This is a genomic window from Auritidibacter ignavus, assembly GCF_003703835.1.
GTDB lineage: Bacteria > Actinomycetota > Actinomycetes > Actinomycetales > Micrococcaceae > Auritidibacter > Auritidibacter ignavus.
In genome coordinates this window covers 1-20,782 of the sequence record NZ_RDQR01000005.1, presented here as the reverse complement: position 1 = coordinate 20,782, position 20,782 = coordinate 1, and the positions used below count along the sequence as shown (strand labels likewise).

Here is a 20,782-nt window from a genome sequence, read left to right as displayed (position 1 = left end):
GGGAATCGAGGATTTGCTAGCTGAACTAATTACTCCCCTTTCAGGGTAGTAGTGGTCTATCATTCTGGTAACGCTAGCCTCACTCTTGGTCGATATGTGATAGAATACGTTCAACTTCTTGGTCGAAACATACTTCAGCCAATATTTCTCTGGTGTGTTCACCTAGGCTGGGTGCTACAGACCGTATCCGTCCTGGGTTGTTCCTCAAACGGGGAATAACATCATGGATAAGGGTACCCGTTTCATCGCCCGAGTCCCTACAAAGGATTTGCCGCGATTCAAAAAAATCTGAGCCAATTAGATCCGCAATAGTTGTGACCGCTCCGGCGGTAACCTGCAAGGCCTGCAATTTAGACAGCACCACTTCTCTGGGGTTTTCGAGGAAATAGGATCCTAAAATTTCATCGAGTTCTTGCACATGTTTCAAGCGTTGGTTGTTGCTCGAAAAACGGGGGTCCTCGATAAGCTCGGGGCGACCTATGGCAGTAAAAATTCTCTCGCTCATGGCCTGGGTCGACCCGGATAAGGCGATCCATAGACCGTCCGCACACTTATACACGTTACGAGGTGCCGCGGAAGTAATCCGGCTACCGATACGCTTAGGTGCTTCGCCTGTTAGTTCAAAGTCAGCCGCTTGCGGGCCCATGATGGCGAACATAGGCTCGAACAGGGAAAGGTCAATGATCTCACCACAGAAACCTTCACTTGAAAACCGTCGCGCTAAACAGGCTGTAACAGCGAATGCGCCATACGTTCCCGAGATCATGTCAGCAAACGAACCTGGAGGAAGCTGGGGCGGCCCGTCTGCTTCTCCAGTCCTGGATGCTAATCCGCTGGCAGCTTCAACTAGAGTACCGAAGCCGGGCATGTTAGAACGCGAACCCGTACTTCCCCACCCCGAAATGTGAACGATTATTGCCTTTGGATTGCGTGTGAGTAGTGCATTGTCAGATAAGCCGAAACGCTCCATGTCTCCAGGTTTGAAACTGTCGACCACGACGTCGCAACGCTCAACTAGTCGCAGAAGTATTTCCTTGTGATCTGGGTGTCTAAGATCAAGCTCAACACTTCGCTTGTTCCGTGAATACGCCTTCCAATGGGTTTCCACACCACGGACTCTCCAATTTCGGAGCGTATCGCCAATTCCTAAACGCTCGATTTTTATTACGTCGGCGCCGAAATCGGCAAGGAGAGAAGTCAACTGATTTCCCGCTACCAGCCGTGACAAGTCCAGTACGCGGACACCGTCGAGTAACATACTTACACCTTTCAAAACGAGGTGACGGATAAAAGGGGCTGTATAATATTCCCTTGTATTGTCACAATTTGAAGAACTAGAACCTTGGTAAGCTAATCTGAACCAAAATTCAGAGCCATAGACGTATAGCGGTGGCTACAGTAGCGGGCTTTGATACATGGGGCCAATGTCCTCCGCGAATTTCTACGTGAGACACAAGGTCATTCACTTCTGCCAGCTCTGAGGCAGTCAATGAACGCGTACTACGAATATAGAGTCCCCTTACATTGAGTGACTTCCACAGTGCTACCGAATCGCAGTTGAGAACGGAATTCCATATGTATCTCATTGGTAAGTCGGGGGTGCGGTCAAGATCGTTAAAAATACGGTCTTTCCACTCGGCTGGGCCGTCCCAATCTCGAGCTAGAGACGCCCGCATCGCCTGTCGCCAATCAGGTTGACTTGCTAGATTGGCTTTTCTCTCGCGCGCTTTCAGGCTCGAACTACCAACGGGGGCGTTGGAATCAATAATCACTACAAGTCTGGGCGCTACCATACCCCAAGCTACTGATTGGAGAGCCACTACGCCACCGGTGCTATGGCCGACGAGCACGTCACATGAGTCGACTTGACGAGCAATGTACTCGACGGCTGCGAGTAGCCCTACATCCTCTCTGCCATGCGTTAGTGAATTCCAGTGTTTTAGCTCGCTGACGGGGACCTTCGTTGGCAATTTAAGTCGGGTGTCTCGATCCAATTGGGTCAATAGCTCCGACACAAGTGGGTCAAAGTGTTGCGGGGTACCACCTATCCCATGCAGGAAACAAAAATTCATGCCCTCTGAAGATCCGTTTGTTTGGGCATATGCCATTGAGAGTCCTCCTTTACCCTAGATTGTCAAGCCGAGCGGGCCCAGAAGAATTGACACAACTACCAACACAAACGCTCCCCCAAGGCGACTCGAAATCTGCATGAATGGCATAAGCTGAAGCCTCTTCGCGGCAGTTACAACGGCTACGTCGCCCGTGCCACCAGAATCGGTCATACCAAGCCCAATACATACAACCGACTCCATAGCATAGAAACGAACGAGAAGACCTAGGAGACCGGCGATAACGGCGGAGATAATAGGCGTCAGTACCACCAGAAATAGGTACAGAGGGTTGGTTAGAATTTCTAGCATGGAGCTCACGTCGATGTATGCAAAGCTCACACCGACGAGTAGTGCTGGCGTCCATGCCCCTGCGACAAATCCAAACCACGAGGAGGCAGCCGCTTCGTAATTCTTTGGAAGTAGTCCAAAGATCTTTATAAAGGCTGCGAATAGAATGGTCCAAGCATAACCGTGAATCGGAGGTACCACAGCATTCATCAGGCTACCGGCGATAAAAAGCGCGCCGGACAACAATACGCCCACTGCTAATGCATTGAAATGGTCTCGCAATGGCCTCTTCGGGATGGTGAGGTTCTCAGACGAGTTCCTCGCTTTAAGGAGATTACCATTGCCATTGAACCCTTTGAACGGCTCCCCGCGCTGGTTGATCCCGTTAAGAACTCCGGCAAGCACGATCGCTACAATATTTGCTAGAAGTACGGCGGGGATTAGTAGCGAAAGATAGTCGTCGGAGGAACCACCAAGATTCTCTGCGTACATCTCTGACATGGGTATAGCACCAGCGCCTACCCCGCCACCAACCACCGGTGCAGCGACCAGAAAGATAGCACTGGTGAAACCGAAACCTAAAGCGGCGCCAATTGTTCCTATCACAGCGAACACAAGTAGAACGGTGCCGACAAGTGGTATGCCATAACGAATTCCAACGGAAATAAGCATTCTTCGGGGCATGCCCAAAATGCTGCCAGCGATCAGCGCAGCAATGTAAAAATCAATAAACTCGTACCCTGAAGTCCAGTTCTCAATTGCAGTTCCGACCGTCTCTGGGATTAACCCAGCCTCAAAGGCTAGAATCGGTACTAATAAACAGAGTAAAACCGGGCCACCGTAGTCGCGGAAATATGGAATGGCACTACCAACCCACGTAAGAAGAGCTCCCAGCGCAATGGCGCCAACAAAGCCACCAATCATGTTGTCCGGGTAGATACCGGCCCACCCGGCCACAAAAACAATAGCTAATACAACTATGAAGTACGACCAGTGTATGCCACCGATCAAACTAAATTTATTGGTTGCGTCATATAAGTCGCCTGATTCTGGTATATCGAATCGAGGCGTGTTACGTTGCCGTGATTGAGTTGATTTATCACTCATTATATCATCCAGTCTTTTTCTTGATGGTGTTATTCGTGTGAAAGGAATGTATTGGCGAGTTGAAGTACTTTCTTTGCGCGAGTTGCTACGGGATAGTCAACGAATGTTCCGTCACTTAGTTTTATTGCTGCAAATCCCCTCATCTCCGCCCTGGAAAACGCCGTCCATATTTTGCGTGCTCTACGGATTTCGTTGAGGGAAGGTGTAAATACTGCCTTGACGGGAGCTACCTGACTCGGATGTATACATATTCGCCCGAACATTCCGCATGATTTTGCATGTTGTGTAGAGGCTAGGGCTCTATCTGGGTCCCCAATCTGCAATGGAGGCCCGTCTAAGGGTGGCGTAATCCCCGTAGCAAGAGACGCCATCACAAGCTTGATTCGTAAAGCGTCGAAAAGTGTGGGTGCTTCTTCTTCAGATAGACCAACCTCTGCTGAGAGGTCAGCTACGCCTAACCCGAGCCGCTCCACATTCTTATGGGTTGCAATCTGATGAGCATTAAGAATCCCCTGTGTTGTTTCGAGGAGTGCGAGTACAGGAATCTTAGGGATTGATGGGTTAGCGTTCTCTCTAGTTAGGCGTGCTATCGCATAGTCGATGTCGTTGACGCTTTCGACCATCGGGAGCACAAGATAGTCGATGCGGTGAATGACTGAAGTCAAGGAACGCAGGTCGTCTACAATGTGGGAACTCTTGATTCCGTTTATTCTCACCCCGGTCTTAATATCGATGTTATTAGATGACCCGCTGAGGTAAATTTTGACGTTATTCCGGGCGGTCTCTTTCTTGGCTCTCGCAATAGAGTCCTCTAAGTCGAAAATAACGCTGTCGGCACCGGACGTCATGGCTTTTTGAAATCGTTCTGGTTTATCACCGGGAACGAAAAGTGGACAGAGGATACTGCTTGTACCACTATCTGACATGTTTCAATACCCCCGTGGGTTGGGACGATAGTTGAGGATTCTCTCCGAACACTTGAGCCTGGTTCTTCCTTGGGGGTTAGCCCGTATGTCGGTTGTGGCCACCGACTGAGTATGAACGCCATCACACCACGTTAAAAGCGACAAGTCCAAGAATAAGTGTTATACGACCCTATAGGATGTACTTATGGGTGAGGTGGAGTGATGGATTTCAGGCAGTTGCAATATTTTCTCGCCGTTGTTGATAATCGTGGTGTTAGTCGCGCCGCCGAGGCTCTTTATATTTCGCAACCCTCTGTGTCTCAAGCGATACGCGCCCTTGAACGGGATCTTGGTGTGACGCTGTTTCACCGAGCGTCCGGACATATGGTGTTAACGGCCACGGGCGAAGTCTTCCTGGACCACGCGCGCGATGTGGTACGTGGCGTAGAGCTTGCGCGTGCACACGCAGAATCTGCTGAGCGGCTCGAGCAGGGTAGGTTGGTTGTGGCTAGCACGCCTTCACAGTCAATTGATCCATTAGCGGATGTCGTGGCAGATTTCCTTCGCGACTACCCTGGTATGCAAGTAAATGTTGATGCCGCCTCGACTGTGGATCAGATGTTTGATTCAGTTCGTTTTGGTCGTGCGGAGATTGGGATATACGCGCATCACTCGCCCGTTTCACTGCCCACTAGTCTGCGTAGCTGTAGAGCTCGTCGCGATCCTTTCATCATATTGGCGCGGTCTCAGAAAGAACTACCGCCCGCGCGCCAGAATGAAGATGGATCAATTGTTCCAATCACAATTGATGAGTTGGCTGGTTCACGTTTGATCGTTGGCCAAAGGGGAACCGGTATGCGTCGAGTCGCGGACTTGCTAATCACTGAGGGTGATCGTATTCAAGCTGTAGTGCAGATCGAACAACGTGAGGCTCTGATACCGCTGGTGCGCGCTGGCGCAGGCCTGGCAACTGTAGGCGCTTCGTGGAGAGGGCTTGCTGAAGCTTCTGGCCTGGTAACTCGAACTCTCGATGTCCCGATCGGGTTGGAAATTGAATGGATATACCGAAATGCAAAGCTCAGCCCGGCGGCCACCGCCTTTCTGAGGATAGCGCTGTCGCGAAGGGAAAATAAAGGTTTCCCTAACGCCTAACCGAGGGGCAGAGGCGCTGGCGTTGACGCCCTAGTGGTTAGGTTAATATTCAATTCGTCATAGCCTATATCATTAGCCTGCGGTTCTCTTTCATTTCATGCATATATTCAATATATAGTAAGTTTGCCTGGAGGTTTGGCGCTCGCCAATGTGTATTTCATGTCGCTTGAGTGCATTGCGATCGCAGTGATGCCATTGTGATGCGGACGTAACACCCGTCCCGTCGGTGGAGCAGGGACCGATGCTACGCCCGTTGGTCACATGGTGGCTACTACCTGAGGCGAGCGTTTAGACCTCGCGGGCCAGCAACGTGTCGTGGTCCTGGGTAGACAGCAGGTACAGGGGAATCTCCAGCACCGAACGTGCGCCAGTTTCACCGGCTTCGGCCAGCCGTGCTGCGGCACGAGCGAAGGCCACCATGGCGGCGGCAGTGAAATCTGGGTTGGACTCGAGCTCGAGGGTGAACTCCACGCTTTGCTGGGAACCGCCCAGATCGCCGGTGGTGATCACATGACCGCCGTGTGGCATGCCGAGGTGGTCACGTTCGAATTCTTCCTCAGAGATGAAGTTCACGGTGGTCTGGTATGGGGCGAAGTAAGCCGGCATGTTCACAATCTCTTCGCGAATCCGGTCGTGATCGGTCTCATCGGCGACGATGTAGCACACCCGAGCGTGAGCCTCGGTGGAGACAATGTCCTCGCCTTCACCGGCGCGAGCCTCGGCGATGGCATCTTCGCGGGGCACGGTGTATTGCACCCCGCGCTTGACCCCTTCCACCCGGCGCACCGCATCAGAATGACCCTGTGACAGTCCCTTACCCCAGAACGTATTCTGCACCGGCTGAGGGAATAGTGCCTGGCCGAGCACGCGGTTCATCGAGAAGAGGCCCGGGTCCCACCCAGTGGAGATGATCGACAGGTGGCCGGAGCTTTCAGCGGCTGCGTTCATCTTCTGATAGTGCTCGGGGACCTTCGAGTGGTTGTCGTAGGTGTCCACGGTGGTGAAGTGCTCGGCGAATCCAGTAGCTTGTTCCGGGATATCGGTGGCTGATCCCAGGCAGAGCAGGAGCACATCAACCTGGTCGGCATACTGGGCGGCATCGGCGACGGGGTAGACAGGAGTCTGTGTGTCAAGATTGTCCCGACGAGAGAAGATGCCGAAGAGCTCGAAGTCCTCGGTGGCCTTGATGAGTTTTTCAGCGGAACGGCCCAGGTTGCCGTATCCAACAATGGCAGCGGTGATGGTCATGAGTACTCCTTGATCTGGTGCTCTTCACGGTTCTCTGGCCTGACACCCTGCTGATGCCGGGCCGGCTAGGATACACCCCAAGCCTAACAGCAATTGCCCGTGTCTAATAGGAGTGGATACTGTGTCTTTGCTGTAGAAGTGCTGATGGTGCGTGCCTGGGGATTTTTCTTACCTCCGCCGTTCGGTGGCGTTCAAGGCGGTGAGCAGAAACGCGTACTCCCAGGCCTGGTCTTCCCACATGCGATAGCGTCCGGAGGCTCCGCCGTGTCCGCCATCCATTTCAATCTTGAGTAACACCGGCGATCCGCCGGCCTCCACAGGGGCGTCGTGGCGGCTGGTGACGGTTTGTCGCAGTTGCTGGACCCACTTGGCCGGTTCCACATACAGCACCCGGGTATCGTGCAGTGAGGTCACCGCAGCGATGGCCGGATAGTCCACGGGCCGAACATTGGTATAGGGCGTATAAGAGGCCATATAGTCATAAGCCTCGGGATCCTGCAGGGGATTACCCCACTCATCCCATTCCAAGGTGGTCAACGGCAAATCTGGGTCCAGCATCGAGGTGAGCACGTCCACGAAGGGCACATCGGCCAAGATGGCCCGGTAGAGCTCGGGAGCGAGATTGGCAACCGCACCCATCAGCAGTCCACCGGCTGAGCCACCCATGGCTACAATCCGGTCGGGGTCGACCCACCCGGAGGAGGCGACAAATCGGGTGGCATCGACGAAATCGGTGAAACTATTTTTCTTATGTAGCTTCTTGCCGTGCTCGTACCAGGGACGTCCCAGTTCCCCGCCGCCACGGACGTGGATGACCACGAAGACCACGCCACGGTCCAGCAACGACAGTCGGGACGGGGCAAAGAATGGATCCATGGAGATCTCGTAGGAGCCGTAACCATACAGCAGAGCGGGATTGCTACCATCCCAGGCCACATCACGGTGACGGATGATCGAAAGTGGAATGGCCACGGACTCTTCGGGGCGGGACGTGGGCGCCCACCAGCGTTCCACCAGATAGGCGCTCGGGTCGTAGTCGGGGACCTCTTGGCGGCGTCGCACTGACAACTCGCGGGTGGTCGGGTCATAGTCCAGGACGTGAACCGGGGTGACCCAGGAACTGTAGCTCAGCCGGATCAGCGGTGATTGGTAGGGAGCCGAGACCAGCTCACAGCTAAAAAGCTCTTCGGGAAACTGTGGTTCCACGGCCGGCTGTTGGTTCTCGGTGCCTAACCCGTCCAGCGGGATCACCATGGTGCGCGGGGTGGTCTCCACCCGGGCGGAGACGATCGCGTGAGTGCGGTTGACGTCGACCTCATCAATCTTGGTCGCGGTCGAGTGCGGCATCACGGTTCGCCAGGTCTCGGGTTCGGTGACGGTCTGCGCGGCCACCATCGAGACCGTGTTGTTCGGAAGCGGTGTGCCATCCAGTGGGTTCCGGTCATGAACAATGAGGTAGAAGCGCTGATCGTCGATGACGACTGGGGTGAGCGTGTGCAAACTGTTCAGCTGGCGACTGACGGCCAGCTGCGGGGCGGGAATACTCGGGTCGGTCTCCGACAGTGCAAGCACTCGGGTCTCGGAGATCTCTGAGGTCCCAGAGGAGATGATCAGCTCGGTGCGGTCGGCTGAGAGGCTGAACCCGGTCCAGTACATCTGGTCGGGTTCCTGATAGATCAGCTGGTCCGCACTGCTCGAGGCGCCCAGCCGGTGGACCATGACCCGGTTGGGGCGCCAGGAATCATCGGGCAAACAGTAGAAGACCTGCTGGCCGGTGCGGTCGAAGCTCAGGCCGGCGAAGACACCGGTGAGATCCTCCTGGTGGTCCTCACCGGTGGTTAGATCACGGACCAGCAACCGGTAGAGCTCATTGCCGGTGGTGTCGACCAGATAGGCCAGCGTGTTGCCGTCGGGGGAGACGCTCATCCCACCCAGCGAAAAGAACGGATGGCCCTCGGCGGCTTCATTGGCGTCAAGAATTACCTGTTCACCGGACAGGGGCTGGTCACGTTCCACCACCGGCGGGGTCCAATCGGCTACCAGATCACCGGTGTTCTCGGCTGCTACCCGGCAGTGAATGGGGTACTGACTACCTTCGCGCGTGCGGACAAAATACCACCAGTCATCCCGGCGTATTGGCACCGAAAGATCTGTTTCGATGGTGTGGGATTTGATCTCGGCGAAAATCTGCTCCCGCAACGGTTGTTGATCGGCAGTGAGCTGTTCGGTGTAGGAGTTCTCCTCCCGCAAATGCTGCAACACCTCGGGATTATCGGCATCACGTAACCACTCGTAGTGGTCCGTGAGGGTCCGGCCGTGGTGAGTGACCGTGTGGGGACGTTTGGCTGCGAGGGGTGGATTAAAGCTCATAGCCCCATGCTACGCAACCGAATGGACCGAGTCTGGTGGGCTAGTTCAGCCCTAATAATCCGCGGAAGACGCCCATACCGAAGAAGAGTACGAAAGCCACCGCAACCACCCACATCAGCGGGTGGACTTCTTTGATGCGTCCTTGACCGGTGCGGATGACCGCGTAGGCAATCATACCGGCCCCGATGCCGTTGGCGATCGAGTAGGTGAAGGGCATCAGGATGAACGTCAAGAAGGCCGGGATAGCAGCACCCCAGTCGGAGAAATCAATATTGGTGACCTGGGTGACCATCATGAAACCGACCACCACCAAGGCGGGGGCGACGGCTTCGAAGGGCACCAGGTAGATCAGTGGGGAGAGGAACATCGCCAGGATGAACAGCAAGCCGGTAACCACTGACGCGAAACCGGTGCGGGCCCCTTCACCGATGCCGGTGCCCGATTCGACGAAGATCTGGTTGGAGGAACCGGAGCCAGCACCACCGGCGGTGACCGCAATGGCATCGGCCATCAGTACCCGGTTCAGATGCGGAATATTGCCCTGGGCGTCCACGTTGCCAGCCTCCCGGGCCAGACCGGTGGAGGTGCCCATGGCATCGAAGAACACCGACAGGAGGATCGCGAAGACCAGCAAGGTAGCCATCACCGCGCCCACGGAATCGGCGGTAAAGGCACCGAAGGAGATCTTGCCTAGCAGGCTCAGATCCGGTGCGGTCCATTCCGGTACTGAGGGGGCCACCAGCGACCAACCGACCGGGTTGACGTTACCATCATCATCCACGGCGGGGCCGATCTGGAAGATGGCTTCGAAAATATTGGCCAGCACCGTTCCGGCGACAATGCCGATCAAGATCGCTCCGGGGACCTTGCGAATGACCAGTAGCGCGGTGATGACCAGTCCAATCACGAAGACCAGCACCGGCCAGCCCTCGAGTTCTCCGCCGGTTCCGAGACCAACCGGCACGGTCGTACCGGCCTCATCGGGTAGACGGCGCACGAAACCGGCGTTGACGAGCCCGATCAGGGAAATGAACAGGCCGATTCCGACCACGATGGCGGTTTTCAAAGAGTCCGGAATTGCACGGAAGACCGCTTCACGGAAACCGGTAGCAACCAGGATGATCATCACCAGGCCCGCGACCACAATGAGGCCCATGGCCTGGGGCCAGGTCAGCTCCGGGGTGGTCGCCACGGTAATGGCGATAAATGCGTTGATTCCCAGTCCCGCCGCCAGCGCGAAGGGGTGTTTGGCCCACAAGCCCATCAGGATGGTGCTCAGCCCGGCCAACAGGGAAGTCACGGCAGCAACGCGAGGAATGCCAAGCACCTCCCCGGCGGCATCTTCCCCGGAGAGTACCAAGGGATTGAGCACCACAATGTAGCTCATCGCCAAAAAGGTGGCGATCCCGCCTCGAACTTCGCGTCCGAGCGTGGAACCACGTTCGGTGATTTTGAAGTAGCGATCGAGAGCGTTGCGAGGACGGGCATCGGCGACCGAATTGACGGTCACGAGATGGTCGGAATCGATCTTGGCAGAGCCGTGTTCAGAGCTGTTGTTGGCCATGCCGATTATGTTATAGCGCTCAGCCTTCAGCAGAAAATTCTTTATCGACTTCCGCGCTGGCCGGTCTCAGCGCGGAAGAACGTGGAGAGCACTCCGTAGATCACAAAGCCGGACCCGGCAATAAACAGTGCGCCATAAGCCAGGTACCACATGCTGGCCAAGGACTCGGGGTTGAACTGTTCGGGGACCATATTCAGTCCGGTGGCAATCGCCACGGTGGCCGCGGCTCCCAGGAGCACCATGATCCCCAGAGTCCACAGCAAAGCGTTCCACCCCAGATCGCGGGGGCGGCCCCGAGCTGAGAAAGCATTCCACTGCGGTTCGACACGGAAAATGATCGCTCCGCCGATCAGCCCCCAAATGCCCGAGACCAGCAAGGCCGCGACCATATCGGCGGGACGGTGCCAGGCCTCGAGGAAGGTGGCTACTCCCACCGCCGAGACAAAAACCGCGCCTAAGAACGCCACCAGTGACCGCCAGCGTGGTGCCACCACCAAAAAGATCGCAATCACCGCAGCGGCAGCGAAGGTGGTGTGTCCCGAGGGCATGGAATTGCCGGTGTAGTAGGGCACGCCATTGGCGAGATCGGGACGGGTCAGCACGACATTCTTGAGCACTTGTGTGCTGATGTTGGCCCCGGCAAATACCACTACCGCGATCAGTGACGCCAGCCAGCGCCGGCGGAATAAGGTGATCACCACAAACGTCAGCACCGCCAAGACTGCGACCACGGTGGGCAACTCGCTCAGCACCATCTGGGAGTAGCTGTGCAAGGACTGCAGGTTTTGCGTGGCCGAGTTAATGGCGGCCTGTTCGATGATTTGGCCGGTATGTGAGGTCACGAAGAAGGTATAGATGCCCCACAGCGCCAGTGCCATCACCAGCGCCCAAAGGGCCCAGAGTCCCAGACGGGAGGCCGGCTGGATGGCCATCGGAGCGTGCCCCGGCTGGTGTTGAGGGTGGCGTTCGCGTCGGCGTGAGCCAGCCGATTCATCCGAGACATGGGAGACGAGGCCGGGCTCGGATAGCCTGTCTGGTGAGGCAGGGGAGGAGGCGGCGTTCGGATGTAGCTCATCCACCTGAAAAATGTCGGTTTCCCCGTATTGGTTATATGTTTTCTTCGGATCAAAGGGCACCTGTTTTTCGGCGGAGATCGGTTCAGATTCGGGGCCCTGTTCCGGGTCGTGCTGGGATGATCGATGCCGAAAGTTCACAGCGCCATTATCCCGTACCTATCTGGGAATTGACGCAATTACACTGGAGAGGATGAAGACTGTCGGTGATCACACACCTTGGAGCGATGACCGGTTACCCGATTTGATCTCACCGGTGGGGCTGGTTTCGCGGGAGGAACTGCACCGTGTGGCAGTGGCGGTTTGGCTTCCGATGCGGACCCGTTTCCGCGGGCTGACGGTGCGGGAAGCGATGCTGATCAAAGGGCCACGAGGGTGGGCAGAATTTTCACCCTTCGCCGAATACGGGCCTGTGGAATCCTCGCGCTGGCTGTCGGCCACTCTGGAAGCTGGCTGGCTGGGTTTTCCCACGCCGCGGCGTAGCACGGTGTTGGTCAATGCCACCGTGCCAGCTATTGCCGCCGAGCAGGTTGAGACTGTGTTGCGTGGTTTCACGACCGACGGTGATCTATCGAGCCTTTCGGCGGTGAAGATTAAGATCGCCGAAAAACTCCCGGCCGATCCGGCCCAGCTCGATCGACACATACACGGTGTGCAGGCCGACTACGAGCGGGTGATGCGGGTCCGGGAGTTGTTGCCCGAAGCACAGATCAAGGTTGATGCGAACCAGGCGCTGACCGTCGACGAGGCGGTCCACCTATTGGGCGTGCTGCAAGAGGCCGGGCTGGAATATGCCGAACAGCCGGTGCCCGGTCTGACCGCCATGGCAGAATTACGTTCCCGGCTGGCTCGAAATGGTATCGACCTACCCCTGGCCGCCGATGAGTCGATCCGCAAAGCCGAAGATCCCTTCGCCGTCGTTGCCACCGAAGCTGCCGACATCGCGGTGGTCAAAGTCCAGCCACTGGGCGGGATTCGTCGCGCGCTGGCGGTCGTCGAGGCCACCGGTCTGCAGGCCGTGGTCTCCTCGGCACTGGATACCTCCGTGGGAATGAGCGCTGGGCTGGCCCTGGCCGGGGCGTTGCCCGAACTGCACTATGCATGCGGTCTGGGGACGGTGGCGTTGTTCTCCGAGGACGTCTGTTCGCCTCGGCTCATCCCCGAGCACGGAGAGCTTACCGTTCCGGCGTCTCATTCCGAGGTGCCTGAGCCTGACCCAGACAAGCTGGCTCGCTTTCGTCTCCCAGAAGACCGCCAACAGGTATGGCACCAGCGCTTGGAGGAGGCCTATTCCGTGCTGGCAGGTTGATCGGTCTACCATGGTGAGCATGGACTCCATGCTGACCGCGCGCACCATTGTTGGTACTTTGCAACAGGCGGGTGTTCGTCACGTCGTGATCGGGCCCGGCTCTCGTTCGGCCCCAATGGTTTATGCCTTGGCCGAGGCCTCCCATCTGGAAGGGTTCAAGCTCTACGTTCGCGTTGATGAACGGGCAGCAGCTCATACTGCCTTGGGGCTCAGCCTTGGTTCTGGTGCCCCGGCAGCGGTCCTGACCACCTCTGGGACGGCGGTTGGCAACCTGATGCCGGCGGTGATGGAAGCCGCCCACGCCGACGTGGCACTTATTGCTCTGACTGCAGATCGTCCCGCCGAACTGCAGGGAACCGGGGCAAACCAGACCACCGATCAGCGCAATATTTTCGGTGTCCATGCCCGCGCGAGCGTGACGATCGACTCCGAAGACTACGATCCCGCCAGCCTGCGAGCCACCGTGAAGGCCATGGTATCCCTGAGTACCGGGACCGCCTCGGAACCGGCCGGACCGGTCCATCTAAACCTCAGGTTCCGTGAGCCGCTGGTCCCGAGCCCGGATAGCCTTGCCCCGACCGATTTCGCGACCGGACCACTGCCACTGGTTCACCGGATTGCCGACGAACAATGGGATCCCAGAGACCACGACCCCGGTCGGGCTCTGATACGGCAACATACGCTGGATGTTTCCGAGCTACCCGAACACCACAGTGTGGTCATCGCCGGGCATACAGCCGGCCCCGTTGCCGCCGAATTTGCTCACGCACTCGGACTGCCGCTGTTCGCCGAGCCCAGCTCAAATGCCCGCTACGGACGTAATGCGGTCGCCGGCTACCCGCTCCTGCTGGGCACCAGCGCCGGTCAGGACGCTCACCCGCTGGCTGAACATATTTCTCACGCCGTCATTTTCGGACGCCCCACCCTGTCGCGACAAATTGCCGCGCTGTTGAAACGGCCCGATGTGAAAGCTGCCATGTATTTGCCCCGCCCGGTCGGATGGTTCCACCGCTCCCGCCGGCGGGAAACCATGATTAAAGAGCTCCCCCAGCTGGCACGCTTCGCCGGCCAAGGAGCACCCGGATGGTTGGCCGCCTGGCAAGCGGCTTCCAACCACGCCCAAGCTCGAATTGAATCAGCGTTGGAACAGGTTGCCGAGGACCGGCACCGCGAATGGTCCGCACTGACCGCCATGCGGGCAGCCCAAGTCGTGGCCGCCACCGCTCGCGGAAACCTTGTGATCGGGTCCTCCTCGGTGATCCGCGATATCGACATCGCCTGGCGACCGCCGTTCACCCCGCACTCCACCATTTACGCCAATCGGGGGCTGGCCGGAATCGACGGGACTCTTTCGGTGGCCTCAGGAATTGCTTTGGCCACCGATCTTCGCACGGTGGTGTTGTGCGGAGACTTGACTTTCCTCTATGACTCCCTGGCTCTCGGGTCGTTAGAAACCGAGCCGGATCTGGACATCGTCGTCATCAACGACACCGGTGGGGCCATCTTCGCCGGTCTGGAACACGGCCAGGTGGCCCAGTATCCCGGGATGTCCCCGGTTGTCGAACGTTTCTTTGGGACGCCGCACCGCACCGACATTTCCGCGCTATCTCAAGCCTTTGACATCGACTACCAGCTGATCAACAACGAGTTTCAGCTGATGTCGTTGCTGGCAGAACCCACCACGGGACGTCGCGTGATCGAGGTCCGTTCCGATCGCGAGCTACGTCCCAGCACCCGGAAGGCAGTCCAGGAAGCGGTACGGGCTAGTTTTGTGTAGGTCTCGATGTGCTGTCTCGAAGCTTGACACCCAGAGCCTGCAACATAGGTTCTAGCTTTGCGGTCGTCTCCTCTAATTCCTGATCGGGAACGGATCCAGGCACAATCCCGCCACCGGCAAAGAGTCGCATGGTTTGGGCGGTTTCTTGCACCCCGCCACGAAGTGCAATACCGAACTCACCGTCTCCGGTGGCATCACACCAGCCCACCGGCCCGGCATAGCGCCCGCGATCGAGACCGTGAGCACGGTATTCCAGATCGTGGATGACGTCGCGGGCCTCAGCGGTCGGCACACCATTGACAGCCGCGGTGGGATGAAAGATCTCGACCAGGTCCAGTACCGAGGTGTTTTCCGTCATCGTCGCGCTGATATCAGTGGCCAGATGCCATACATTGGGTAACTCGAGAATGTAGGGCGTGGTATCGGCCTGCACTGTCTCAGCCAGTGGGCGGAGCCGACCTAACAGGGACTCCACAGCAGCCTGGTGCTCAAATCGCTGTTTACGATCCTCCAAAAGCTCCCGGCTCACATCGACCGGTTCGGCTGACGTCTGAGCCAGGGACTCGACCTGTTGTCGGGACAGCGTTCCAGCCAGGACCCGTGCGGTCATCCGTCCATGGGTCCGGCCCACCAGTAATTCGGGGGTAGCGCCTACCAGCCCATCGATCAGATAGGTCCACGCTTGCGGATAATTTTGAGCCAGTGCGGAGGCAGTCGTGGGTAGGCGGAAGCCCTCAGACCGCGAGACCACCACCAGGTCCCGACTTAATACCACCTTGTCCAGGTTCGTGGTCTCAAGGTGGTCCAGGGCCCGGCCCACAGCGGTCCGGAACGTTCCGCGGCTGATACGTGACGCCGAGACGGTCTCGGCGTCACGGGTTGCCGACCAGCCCTCGGGCGTCTGTATCGGCAGGTGGGCTGCGCCCTGTAGCTCACGCCACCGGGCACGGAGTTGCTCTATCGATAGGCTGAATTGTGAGCCTTGATTCAGACGTGAATCTGAGTCATCAAGTTGCCACACCAGTGTGCTTATTCCAGGCGTATGAATCAACAGGACTTCTGGAACGAGTGCAACGGTGTCGGTGGCCGAGCGGGCATCGAAGGTGGCAGAAATCATCGCCCGCGGGGGGATCATCCCCAATGATAAGCCCGGGGTACGGGGGACTGGGTAGTGGGTACCAGGTGCCGGGGTGTGTGCTTGCTGAGACCACCACGACGCTAAACTCTGAAACCGTTGCGCATCATTGGTGTGGTGCTGGGCGGTGATGCCCCACCCGACGGTGCCGTAGCCCTCACGCACCCAAGCGGCCGAAACATCCGTGGCTAATAAGGCAGACAGATCAGAGGAAAACTCGGCGGGGTCGATCGCAACAGACAGAGTATAAAGCATGGCATCTTTCAAGATACCGGATTCTATGCACCGGTAATCAGCTCACGGTCTGGACGGTGATCGACCATCCCCGGAGGTGTTCGTCACATCGGGTCCGAGGATGTCCGGAGTATACTCCAGACAGAACCGTTCGCGACATGTGGACTGACCAAGTGCCAACAATCTCAACGCATGGGATAGGGTTGAACGAGTGACCGAACCATCCATTGCTTCATTACCGGCAGGCTTCTCGGTACTAGACGACTACCCTGACCTGGTGGCGGTGCTCGTCGAGTCTCTCAGCGCCATTGAAGAGGAACTTGCTGAGGCGTTGCGCAATGCAGATGAGCTCGCTGAAGCAACCACCCGACACCTGCTCGATGCGGGCGGAAAACGGTTACGTCCCCTGCTGGCGGTGCTGGCCAGCATGTTGGCCGATCCCGGAGTTGCCAACGGTCAAGTTCATGCCCCGTCAGAGAACATTCGAAGTGCCGCGGTGGCGTTGGAACTGACCCATTTAGCGACGCTTTATCACGATGATGTGATGGATGAAGCCGATATGCGTCGTGGGGTGCCGGCAGCACATAAGCAGTGGAATAACTCTTTGGCCATTTTGGCCGGTGACCTGATCTTTGCCCGCGCGTCGATGCGAATGTCGCAGATGAGCGCGGAAGTGATCCGGGTCCATGCCCAAACCTTTGAAAGTTTGGTCATGGGCCAGATGTGGGAGACTGTCGGACCGCGCGCAGACCAAGATCGGTTGGATCATTACCTGGCGGTGATTGATGGTAAGACCGCTTCTCTGATTGCTACCACCGCGCACATTGGCGCGTTGCTCGGCGGGTGCTCGTCCGAGGTCGTGGCCATGATGCGCAACTACGGTCATAACGTTGGCATGGCATTCCAGCTGGCCGATGACATTATTGATCTGGTCTCTCCAGGTGAGAAATCAGGAAAGGTCCCCGGCACTGATCTGAAAGAACGCGTCCCGACTTTGCCGACCCTGCTGCTGCGTCAGGTAGCTGCGGAGGGTGATCAGTCGGCACAGCAAGCTGTGGCTTTGATTGATGGTCCGCTGGACACCCAAGAACAGGTTAACCAGGCCTTGGAAGCCATCGCCACGCACCCGGTGCTTGAGCGGGCGTGGGAACTGACCCGGGTCTGGGAGCGTAAGGCTTTGGAATCTATCGAAAACCTCGACGACTCTCCGATTAAACAAGCCCTGATTGCTTTTGCCCACTACGTCGTGGAGCGCCAAAACTAGCCTAGAAGGCTAGTGTTTCCAATAGCGATTTCGCTGCGGGGTGGAGTCCGGATTTACCCACGGGGCTGGAATAAACCACGCGCCGTGGTGATCGAGCGCGACGAATCGCCACGTGCCGTGATGGAGATCGGCGTGGTGGGCTGCGCAGACCAGAATGGCATTATCCACCGCGGTTGAACCCCCGTGACTCCACGGCTGACAATGATGGATTTGGCACCATAGGGCCGGGATCGTGCACCCCGGAACGGTACACCCTCGATCTCGAGCAACCACGGCCTGATACTGCTTGAGCGAAAACTGACGCCGAGCCCGCCCGATATCTAAAACCTCCGAACGACCACCGAACACCACGGGAATGAGTTCTGCCTCACAACTGGCGATCCGCAGTTCCGCTGCAGATAGTGGCCCCAGGAACTGGCCCTGGCTTACGCGTTGTTCCGCCATGACAGTAGGCACCCTGTGTGGTGCGTTGTGATGGTTGCGGTAGGTGGCCAGTAGCGACTGGTAATCCATCAGGGTCAAAATTCTGGTTGAGCTACCCCGGTGGCGGGGGAGGCCGTTGGTTTCGGCGTTGAGCCCGACAGCTGCCAAGAGTGCTGCTACCACCACATCCAAGGTCCGTCGGGTGCGTTTGCGTGTATCGAACCACGTATGGTGATGCGCAGTCAGGGTGTTGCCGTGGCGGTCATCGACCATAACCGTGTTTGGATCCAAAGTTGGGAACGCAACGCGCAATGCGGTGCGGATGGGGTGGGGAATGGAATCTGGTTGTTCGGGGAATTCCAGGCGTTGCTGAATACCGCCCCCGGTAGCGTGAGCGAATTGATTAGCTGCAGCGTCTAGTGTCAGCAACAGTTCGGCGCCCAGCCCGAAAACGGTGCCACCAAAATCAACGCCACGGTCGGATCGTTTGGTAACCCAAAGGCGTTGTTCCGTCCGGGGAGATAGCACTTCGGCAGGTTCTGGCCCGTCCTGATCGATCGTGGATGCTATGGTGTGCAACCATCGCCGGCACATCTTAGCGAAGACGGCGGGGTTCACGGTTTGTGCGGATTCCACCAGTTCTGGTTCGACCGCCTCGATCACCCGGTGTACCAGTTCCGGATCAGTGGCTGTCTGCTGGCCGTATGTCCGCACGTCGTAAATCAGCCGCACCAGCCGATCAACGTTGGCTGTGGGTACCCGACCGGCGTGAAAAGATCGCGCCAAGAGCGGAAGGACAGGAGCAGAAGGGGGTCGTCCTAATCGGGCCGGGCTCGGTTCGAGCAGATCCGCTCGCCGAGAACGTTTTGAGGCCTCGGTTCCGGCAACACCGAGTGTTTGGCTGAGATACCGTCGGACCTGAGTTATCCCTGTCTGCTGTTCTGGTATGCCAAGTAGTCTCTGGCGATCGACACTGGTTTCTAAAGCGTGCTGGGTCACCTGCGTGAGTCCGGTCTTGATGGCGTCGCAAAGATACGAGATCTTCTCCAGCCGATGGTGCATCTCTGGCAACGCATTGTCCAGATCTTTCGGTGGGGTGATAACTCGTGACTGCACCGGATCATCGGCTACCCGTTCCGCGCTCGCCCACAGGGTGTTCCAATCTGTGGCCGGTTCCGTTCCGAAGTGCGCCAGTTGTGCCGAGACGCTGGGGTTTTTCGCTTGTTCTGAGGCCAGCAAGACGAGGTGCTCGATGGTGGTTAGTAACTCGCCCAGACTGACACTCGGGGCCCCCTCGGTGTCGACAAACCAACTTTTCCAATCTGGCCCCTGGCTTTGGTTAGCCTGGAAATTCTGCGTTTTTGCCATGACACACCGCCTGGTCGTGGTCGAGGATCTGGTCAACGTGCGAGGCGTGACCCGTTTGTTGCACCCAGACTAGAACCGTCTCCGGCATCGGGAGGACTCGCTCAGGAGCAACTGTGGATAAGGACACCGCTGTCCACAGGTGGCTGTCAGCCGGTGACGCCAGGGAGCACGAGTCAGGAGCAGGCCAGGTTCAACCGGGTGGCCGAGGCATTGAGATGCGGGCGTAGGCCCTCGGCGATGCGCTGGCGGTCAGCTACTTCGACCGGCTGACGGAGCTGACGATACAGGCTGTCGTCGGAGTAGCGCGGGAAAATGTGGAGGTGGTAGTGCCAGACATGTTGGTTGCCGGCCGGCTCATTATGCTGTCGCGTGGAGATGCCCTCCGGATTCCAAGCACGCTTCATCGCCAGGGCGACCTCACGGGCCATCAGGGCAATGCGGGTCAGCACCCGGTCCGGGAGGACATACAGTGATTCGTAATGTTCGGCCGGGGAAATCATGACGTGTCCTTTATGTGGGCCGAAACCGTCAACGGCAACAAAGACGATCAGATCATCGTCTTGATAGACGACATCGGAGGCTTCACACCGGTTATTGGGATCAGCCACGTCTCCGGAGACCAAACCGCAAAACGGGCAGACGTAACCCTCTGGGGCATGGGAGGTGAGGGGAACATCGTGGAAATCAGGCATGGTCCTCGGCATCTTCGTCGGGATCACTCAGGGCCCAGGTGATGACGTCAGTAACGACTTCTGAGATCGTGCCATCTTCACAGAGCCAGTCACCTTCACCATCTGGTGTGTCTGCACCGACGGTACGTCGCCAGAGCAACGGGTCGGGCAGTGGTAACTGATCGACGGGGATCCCCCAGGCTGCAGATTCTTCCTCATCTTCGAGAAATACCAGGTGGTCATCGACGATGAAAAACTCATCCGGGTCGAAAAAGAAATGGGTCGTTTCCAGTAGCTCCGGACAGGACCCTAAACACAGATAGAACTCAACGAGAGAAATCGGTAGGTCGTTGACGCTGAGAACCGGCTCATGTGCGTCGCGCAGTTCGGCGGAGATCGGTCCAGCAGCCAGCCGTTCGGCCAGTGTCTGCAACGGCATCCCGTCGGCAGGCGACCAGGCTCGCCCTAACAGATTGTGGGGTAGCTGTTGGTAAAGCTCGGTGAAGACCCCGGTGCTCGTGGAAGATTCATCGGCCATGCCCATTAGTCTAATCATCTGCGTCATGTGTGTAAGGGCCCCGACGTACCTTATTGATATTGAGCGCGTAGCTCAGGTCGTGCCTCACGTATCGTGAGCGCGAAGCCATAGTGTGAACGCATGGATAAGGACATTGTCTCGATGAGTGCTCGGATTGAAGTCACCAAGCAATTACGTAGGGATTATCGCACGGGGTCCAAGGCGGAGAAGTCAGCGATTTTAGATCAGTTTTGTGCTTCCACTGG

General features: G+C 57.4%; 16 protein-coding genes. 4 read left to right on the top strand and 12 right to left on the bottom strand.

The annotated features are described in order from the left end of the window. Nucleotides 1-79: 79 nt before the first annotated feature. From DYI20_RS04030 to DYI20_RS04015, 4 genes are all read right to left on the bottom strand, one after another. Nucleotides 80-1,258, bottom strand: coding sequence for a CaiB/BaiF CoA transferase family protein (locus DYI20_RS04030; RefSeq protein WP_110123304.1), 1,179 nt, complete (start codon nt 1,256-1,258; stop codon nt 80-82). Between the two features lie 109 nt (nt 1,259-1,367). Further along, on the bottom strand, nt 1,368-2,072 hold the full coding sequence (locus DYI20_RS12880) for an alpha/beta fold hydrolase (protein WP_425320825.1): 705 nt from the start codon (nt 2,070-2,072) through the stop codon (nt 1,368-1,370). Nucleotides 2,073-2,126: 54 nt separating this feature from the next. Next, nucleotides 2,127-3,506 (bottom strand): 2-hydroxycarboxylate transporter family protein, encoded by a 1,380-nt coding sequence (locus tag DYI20_RS04020; protein WP_110123306.1) that lies wholly within the window; start codon nt 3,504-3,506, stop codon nt 2,127-2,129. Between the two features lie 29 nt (nt 3,507-3,535). Next, nucleotides 3,536-4,432 (bottom strand): HpcH/HpaI aldolase/citrate lyase family protein, encoded by an 897-nt coding sequence (locus tag DYI20_RS04015; RefSeq protein ID WP_110123307.1) that lies wholly within the window; start codon nt 4,430-4,432, stop codon nt 3,536-3,538. A 201-nt stretch (nt 4,433-4,633) separates the two neighbouring features. On the opposite strand from DYI20_RS04015, the gene DYI20_RS04010 reads away from it, so the two are divergent. Further along, nucleotides 4,634-5,563: a LysR family transcriptional regulator gene (locus DYI20_RS04010; protein WP_122548905.1), complete on the top strand. Its 930-nt coding sequence runs from the start codon at nt 4,634-4,636 to the stop codon at nt 5,561-5,563. 288 nt (nt 5,564-5,851) lie between these two features. Here DYI20_RS04010 and DYI20_RS04005 read toward each other — a convergent pair whose 3' ends face one another. The 4 genes from DYI20_RS04005 to DYI20_RS03990 form a co-directional block, all read right to left on the bottom strand. Beyond that, a complete protein-coding gene (locus tag DYI20_RS04005) occupies nt 5,852-6,811 on the bottom strand; it encodes a diaminopimelate dehydrogenase (protein WP_122548904.1) in 960 nt (319 codons plus the stop codon). Nucleotides 6,812-6,979: 168 nt separating this feature from the next. Further along, nucleotides 6,980-9,181 (bottom strand): S9 family peptidase, encoded by a 2,202-nt coding sequence (locus DYI20_RS04000; RefSeq protein ID WP_122548903.1) that lies wholly within the window; start codon nt 9,179-9,181, stop codon nt 6,980-6,982. A gap of 40 nt (nt 9,182-9,221) precedes the next feature. Beyond that, nucleotides 9,222-10,745, bottom strand: a complete 1,524-nt coding sequence (locus DYI20_RS03995) for an NCS2 family permease (RefSeq protein WP_122548902.1) — start codon at nt 10,743-10,745, stop codon at nt 9,222-9,224. Between the two features lie 41 nt (nt 10,746-10,786). Next, nucleotides 10,787-11,959: a phosphatase PAP2 family protein gene (locus DYI20_RS03990; protein WP_122548901.1), complete on the bottom strand. Its 1,173-nt coding sequence runs from the start codon at nt 11,957-11,959 to the stop codon at nt 10,787-10,789. Between the two features lie 52 nt (nt 11,960-12,011). On the opposite strand from DYI20_RS03990, the gene DYI20_RS03985 reads away from it, so the two are divergent. Together DYI20_RS03985 and menD are read left to right on the top strand one after the other, a co-directional pair. Further along, nucleotides 12,012-13,127 carry an o-succinylbenzoate synthase gene (locus DYI20_RS03985; RefSeq protein WP_122548900.1) on the top strand — a complete coding sequence of 372 codons (1,116 nt, stop codon included), beginning with the start codon at nt 12,012-12,014 and terminating at the stop codon, nt 13,125-13,127. Between the two features lie 10 nt (nt 13,128-13,137). Next, nucleotides 13,138-14,904, top strand: a complete 1,767-nt coding sequence (gene menD / locus DYI20_RS03980; protein ID WP_122548899.1) for a 2-succinyl-5-enolpyruvyl-6-hydroxy-3-cyclohexene-1-carboxylic-acid synthase — start codon at nt 13,138-13,140, stop codon at nt 14,902-14,904. Here menD and DYI20_RS03975 read toward each other — a convergent pair. After that, nucleotides 14,891-16,294 carry an isochorismate synthase gene (locus DYI20_RS03975; RefSeq protein ID WP_122548898.1) on the bottom strand — a complete coding sequence of 468 codons (1,404 nt, stop codon included), beginning with the start codon at nt 16,292-16,294 and terminating at the stop codon, nt 14,891-14,893. The genes menD and DYI20_RS03975 overlap by 14 nt on opposite strands. Before the next feature lie 190 nt (nt 16,295-16,484). Between DYI20_RS03975 and DYI20_RS03970 the strand changes: the two genes are divergently transcribed. Then, nucleotides 16,485-17,537: a polyprenyl synthetase family protein gene (locus tag DYI20_RS03970; protein WP_110100666.1), complete on the top strand. Its 1,053-nt coding sequence runs from the start codon at nt 16,485-16,487 to the stop codon at nt 17,535-17,537. 9 nt (nt 17,538-17,546) lie between these two features. On the opposite strand, the gene DYI20_RS03965 is transcribed toward DYI20_RS03970, so the two are convergent. From DYI20_RS03965 to DYI20_RS03955, 3 genes are all read right to left on the bottom strand, one after another. Continuing rightward, complete coding sequence (locus tag DYI20_RS03965; RefSeq protein WP_122548897.1) at nt 17,547-19,328, bottom strand: HNH endonuclease signature motif containing protein; 1,782 nt, start codon at nt 19,326-19,328, stop codon at nt 17,547-17,549. 173 nt (nt 19,329-19,501) lie between these two features. Further along, complete coding sequence (locus DYI20_RS03960) at nt 19,502-20,020, bottom strand: HIT family protein (protein WP_110097975.1); 519 nt, start codon at nt 20,018-20,020, stop codon at nt 19,502-19,504. Continuing rightward, complete coding sequence (locus DYI20_RS03955) at nt 20,013-20,537, bottom strand: hypothetical protein (RefSeq protein WP_110097974.1); 525 nt, start codon at nt 20,535-20,537, stop codon at nt 20,013-20,015. The genes DYI20_RS03960 and DYI20_RS03955 overlap by 8 nt, the downstream gene beginning before the upstream one ends. Nucleotides 20,538-20,782 lie beyond the last annotated feature (245 nt).

Excerpts from the sequence above, each read along its gene's own strand:
- DYI20_RS04030 (WP_110123304.1), bottom strand. The coding sequence starts at position 1,258 with ATGTTACTCGACGGTGTCCGCGTACTGGACTTGTCACGGCTGGTAGCG.
- DYI20_RS12880 (WP_425320825.1), bottom strand. The coding sequence starts at position 2,072 with ATGAATTTTTGTTTCCTGCATGGGATAGGTGGTACCCCGCAACACTTT.
- DYI20_RS04020 (WP_110123306.1), bottom strand. The coding sequence starts at position 3,506 with ATGAGTGATAAATCAACTCAATCACGGCAACGTAACACGCCTCGATTC.
- DYI20_RS04015 (WP_110123307.1), bottom strand. The coding sequence starts at position 4,432 with ATGTCAGATAGTGGTACAAGCAGTATCCTCTGTCCACTTTTCGTTCCC.
- DYI20_RS04010 (WP_122548905.1), top strand. The coding sequence starts at position 4,634 with ATGGATTTCAGGCAGTTGCAATATTTTCTCGCCGTTGTTGATAATCGT.
- DYI20_RS04005 (WP_122548904.1), bottom strand. The coding sequence starts at position 6,811 with ATGACCATCACCGCTGCCATTGTTGGATACGGCAACCTGGGCCGTTCC.
- DYI20_RS04000 (WP_122548903.1), bottom strand. The coding sequence starts at position 9,181 with ATGAGCTTTAATCCACCCCTCGCAGCCAAACGTCCCCACACGGTCACT.
- DYI20_RS03995 (WP_122548902.1), bottom strand. The coding sequence starts at position 10,745 with ATGGCCAACAACAGCTCTGAACACGGCTCTGCCAAGATCGATTCCGAC.
- DYI20_RS03985 (WP_122548900.1), top strand. The coding sequence starts at position 12,012 with ATGAAGACTGTCGGTGATCACACACCTTGGAGCGATGACCGGTTACCC.
- menD (WP_122548899.1), top strand. The coding sequence starts at position 13,138 with ATGGTGAGCATGGACTCCATGCTGACCGCGCGCACCATTGTTGGTACT.
- DYI20_RS03975 (WP_122548898.1), bottom strand. The coding sequence starts at position 16,294 with ATGCTTTATACTCTGTCTGTTGCGATCGACCCCGCCGAGTTTTCCTCT.
- DYI20_RS03965 (WP_122548897.1), bottom strand. The coding sequence starts at position 19,328 with ATGGCAAAAACGCAGAATTTCCAGGCTAACCAAAGCCAGGGGCCAGAT.
- DYI20_RS03960 (WP_110097975.1), bottom strand. The coding sequence starts at position 20,020 with ATGCCTGATTTCCACGATGTTCCCCTCACCTCCCATGCCCCAGAGGGT.
- DYI20_RS03955 (WP_110097974.1), bottom strand. The coding sequence starts at position 20,537 with ATGGCCGATGAATCTTCCACGAGCACCGGGGTCTTCACCGAGCTTTAC.